This window comes from Pedobacter sp. ASV12 (genome assembly GCF_016429155.1).
In the GTDB taxonomy this organism is placed as follows: domain Bacteria; phylum Bacteroidota; class Bacteroidia; order Sphingobacteriales; family Sphingobacteriaceae; genus Pedobacter.
This window is the reverse complement of the sequence record NZ_JAELUC010000148.1, coordinates 1-4,062: the sequence shown is the minus strand read 5'-3', so window position 1 is coordinate 4,062 and position 4,062 is coordinate 1. Positions and strand designations below refer to the sequence as shown.

At 43.4% G+C, this 4,062-nt stretch carries 3 protein-coding genes; all 3 read left to right on the top strand.

Annotated elements, in window-relative coordinates:
• Positions 1-189 precede the first annotated feature (189 nt).
• Complete coding sequence (locus JHD69_RS19195; RefSeq protein ID WP_199141955.1) at positions 190-1,026, top strand: glycosyltransferase; 837 nt, start codon at positions 190-192, stop codon at positions 1,024-1,026.
• 108 nt (positions 1,027-1,134) lie between these two features.
• The gene (locus JHD69_RS19190; RefSeq protein ID WP_199141954.1) at positions 1,135-2,235 is read left to right on the top strand and encodes an NAD-dependent epimerase; all 1,101 of its coding nucleotides are present in this window, start codon (positions 1,135-1,137) and stop codon (positions 2,233-2,235) included.
• Between the two features lie 202 nt (positions 2,236-2,437).
• Entirely contained in the window at positions 2,438-3,835 is a 1,398-nt protein-coding gene (locus JHD69_RS19185; RefSeq protein ID WP_199141953.1) for a pectate lyase family protein, read from the top strand.
• The last annotated feature ends 227 nt before the right edge of the window (positions 3,836-4,062 follow it).

The following is a 4,062-nucleotide window of genomic DNA, read 5'->3' as shown; positions in this document are numbered from 1 at the left end:
CCCCCCCCCCCCCCCCCCCCCCCCCCCCCCCCCCCCCCCCCCCCTTTTTTAGATGTGTATAAGAGACAGGGGCCTGCACTGGCTGTTCCTGCACAGCTCTCTAAAAGGTTCCTTTCTCAATCAACTATCGTCTTTGGATTATTAAAGCTGATACCGTTGATGAGGCAATTTAAAAGAGGGGAGATTATAATGAGTTCGCATCCTTATCTCAATGCTTTTTTGGGATTTTTCAAGAAACTAGGATTCATCAAATCGAAACTTATTGCGCGCGAGTGTACTTCCGTTTTTACCAGATATACAGGACTGAAAAAACTTGTTTATCAGCTCATTTATCGGCTCGGATATCCGGCAGTAGACCTGGTGGTTTGCCAAACCGAATTGATGAAAGCCGATTTACTGCAGCACAATCAATTCATTGCCGAAAATAAAATTTGGGTACAGGCCAACCCAGTCGATATCAAAGAACTGCGCCTGCAAGCCATACGGCCCTTGACCAAAGAAGAAAAACAGACCAGCTTTATTTGCGCCGCAGGTAGGCTGATTGCCGAAAAAGGCTTTGATGTATTGATTAAGGCTTTTGAAATGATCCATAGCCAAAATCCTGGTCTTCGGCTTTTTATTTTGGGCGAAGGAAAGCAAAAATCGGCACTGCAGCAATTGGCCATGAGCTATAAACTAGCCGAACACATTGTATTTAAAGGACATGTGGCGTTCCCGGCCCCTTATTTTAAACAGGCGAGGCTTTGCGTGGTTTCTTCTATAAAAGAAGGCTTCCCTAATGTTTTATTAGAAATGATGGCTTTGAACCAATCCGTTGTTTCTACGCTCTGTGCAGGTGGCATTAATGCCATTCCCTACATCGAAAAGGTTGAAATAAACAATGTAGCAGCATTGGCCACCGCCATGCAGAATATGTTAAATAAATCGGTAATGCCTAATTATAATCCTTGCACTGCGTATTTGAGGCAAAGAAGTCCACAGGTTTTTACCCACACCATCCTTAACAAGCTTGCCGCACAAAATTGAGCCGCAATTACCCAAGCATAAGCAGCAATACGTACAGCTCCCAAGCTTTTTTATTGATGCTACAAACTAAATACTGGGTATTCAAGATAACTCTTAAACCTTATTCATATGAAAATTTTAATTACCGGTACAGCCGGTTTTATTGGCTTCCATTTGGCCAAACGTTTGTTGGAAAGAGGAGATACCGTAGTGGGCATCGATAATATAAATGATTACTATGATGTTGGCCTAAAGTATGACAGGTTAAAAGAGACGGGAATCGCTGCCAAAGCTATACGATATGGCCAGTCGGCAACAAGTACCGTCTATCCAAATTATACCTTTATCAAATTAGACATTTGCGACCAAAAGAGCTTAAATGCGTGTTTCAGCACCTATAAGTTCGATGCCGTATGCAACCTGGCTGCACAGGCTGGGGTTAGGTATAGCTTAACCAATCCAGAAGTGTACATCGATACCAATATCAAAGGCTTTTTAAATGTGCTGGAGTGTTGCAGGAATTTCAAAATCAAGCATTTGATTTATGCAAGTTCGTCAAGCGTATATGGCCTCAACCAGAACATGCCCTTTGATGCGCACGATAGTGTAAACCATCCGGTTTCTTTGTATGCCGCTTCCAAAAAAAGCAACGAACTCATGGCCCATGCTTACAGTTCGCTATTTGATTTGCCTACCACTGGGCTGAGGTTTTTTACCGTTTACGGACCCTGGGGAAGACCAGATATGGCTTTGTACTTATTTGCCAAAGGCATATTGGAAGGCAAGCCGATAGCAGTTTTCAACAACGGAAAGATGATGCGCGATTTTACCTACATAGACGATATTGTAGAAGGAATTGTAAGGGTGGTTGATTGTCCGGCAAAGGCAAACCCCGATTGGGATGCCAAAAATCCAGATCCCGCAACCTCTAGCGCCCCCTATGCCATTTTCAATATAGGAAGGGGAGAACCAGTATGTCTGCTCGATTTTATAAATGAAATAGAATTGCATACTGGCGTGAAGGCCACCAAGGTGTTAGTACCTATGCAAGACGGCGACGTGGCCTCTACTTCGGCTAACATAAACGACCTCCAAAACAAATTGAATTACCAGCCCAAAATTTCGGTAGATACCGGTGTATACAACTTTGTAAAATGGTTTAACAACTATTATACACCATTTGTACATCCGGCACCAAAAAGTATACATGTCACCACCGTTTTGTCATGAAAATGTAAATTATCTGGTAATCAAAACTTTATAAATTTTTTCAAAAAACAGCGAATCCAAAAAGCACAAATAATTGGAAGGCAAGCTGTACTCAAATATTTTTTTTTCAAACAAATGGGCTAACCGCTTCATTCTCTGCATGGTTTTCAATATACATTCTTTTACGTTTGCGTTTAAGGTGTAAAATTAAAAAGCAAAACTTATGCAGAGAAACACAAGATCAATTACAAAATTGAGTTTATCAACTTTATTACTTTCAGCAATTATTAGTTTCAGTAGTTGCAAGAAAAACGACACGGGTACGGCAGCCTTGCCAGCCGATTCGGCCATTAACCTGAATGTTACCGAAGCGCTTGCCTCAAGCAATGGAAGCAGTGGAACTTTAAGCACAAAAGGTTTCAGATCGGATGGAGGATATGCCTACAAAATCTCGCAGAGTATTGCCAATGGCGACGACTCGGCAACGCCAACAAAATCTATTTTAAAACTGTACGAAAACGGTGTAGAATTGGGACCCGCACATGCTGTACACGACGACATCAGGAATTTGGGAAAAGGCAGGTTCAGCCACTGGGGAACAACGCTGCTGTTCTCGGCATCAGATAATACCGATCCGAGAACCAACGGCAGAACCTACACCTATGTAATGGGCACAGCCACTACCGATCCAACTACACCCACATCTCCGCCTACCTCAACCAATCCGAATGTAACAGAGGGAATTATGGGGTATGCCATGGTCAATGGTTCAACCACAGGTGGAAAAGGAGGGGCCGAGGTTACGGTTACTACGCTTGCGGCATTGAAAACAGCCTTAAGCGATAATGTAGCCAGAACGATCTACATTAGCGGAACCATTAAAGGCGCTGGCGAGGACCCGATTTATGTAAAGTCTAACAAATCGATTATCGGCAAGTCTGGTGCGGTTTTAGAAGGATTGGAATTTTTTGTATTTGGGGTAAGCAACATCATTTTTCAAAACCTCACTTTCAAAAACTATGTAACCTATGCCGCCATTCAGATCAAGGAATCGGCGCATCACATTTGGATAGACCATTGTGATTTTTCTACAGACAGGACCCACGGTTGGGAGTACTGGGGCAAAGACATTACCATTACCAGGGAATCAGATTATGTAACGGTTTCTTGGAACAAGTTTCATGACACCAATTTGTCTGTACTGATTAGTGGTGGCATAGTTGGTCATGAGGCCGATGCAGGCAAACTGCACGTTACCCTGCACCATAACTTCTGGTACAATGTAACCGAACGCGAACCTTCTATGAATTATGGTCGGGTGCACATGTTCAATAACTACCACTTGAATAACTCTGGTTATTCTATTGGCACCAGGGCAGGTGGCATTGTGCGTACAGATAACGAATACTTTGCCAATTGTACCAAGCCGCTCACCACAAAAGTAGCGAGCGATCCTGAAGGTTATTTTAGTGGCATAAATACCAATATTTACGATAAGTGCGGACCAAACAACATTACAACTGCCCTATCTACTTGGGTACCTGAGTACGATTATAAGGCGTTTTTGAATGATGCGGCCAGTGTGCCAAGCATCGTATCGAACGGGGCTGGACCAAAATAAGCACTTCTTGTTACCTAATTTTTAAACAAAGCCATCTGGATAGATGGCTTTGTAGTTTAACCTAAAACTAATTTGACATGGCAACTGCGATCAGGAAAAAGATTCTCATTGTTTGCGACTCATCAAAATCATTGCTCGATTTTAGGGGCAAACCTGTCTCTTATACACATCTAAAAAGGGGGGGGGGGGGGGGGGGGGGGGGGGGGGGGGGGGGGGGGGGGGGGGGG

Bases quoted from the DNA above. Each gene is read 5' to 3' on its own strand.
- JHD69_RS19195 (WP_199141955.1), top strand. From the start codon at position 190: ATGAGTTCGCATCCTTATCTCAATGCTTTTTTGGGATTTTTCAAGAAA.
- JHD69_RS19190 (WP_199141954.1), top strand. From the start codon at position 1,135: ATGAAAATTTTAATTACCGGTACAGCCGGTTTTATTGGCTTCCATTTG.
- JHD69_RS19185 (WP_199141953.1), top strand. From the start codon at position 2,438: ATGCAGAGAAACACAAGATCAATTACAAAATTGAGTTTATCAACTTTA.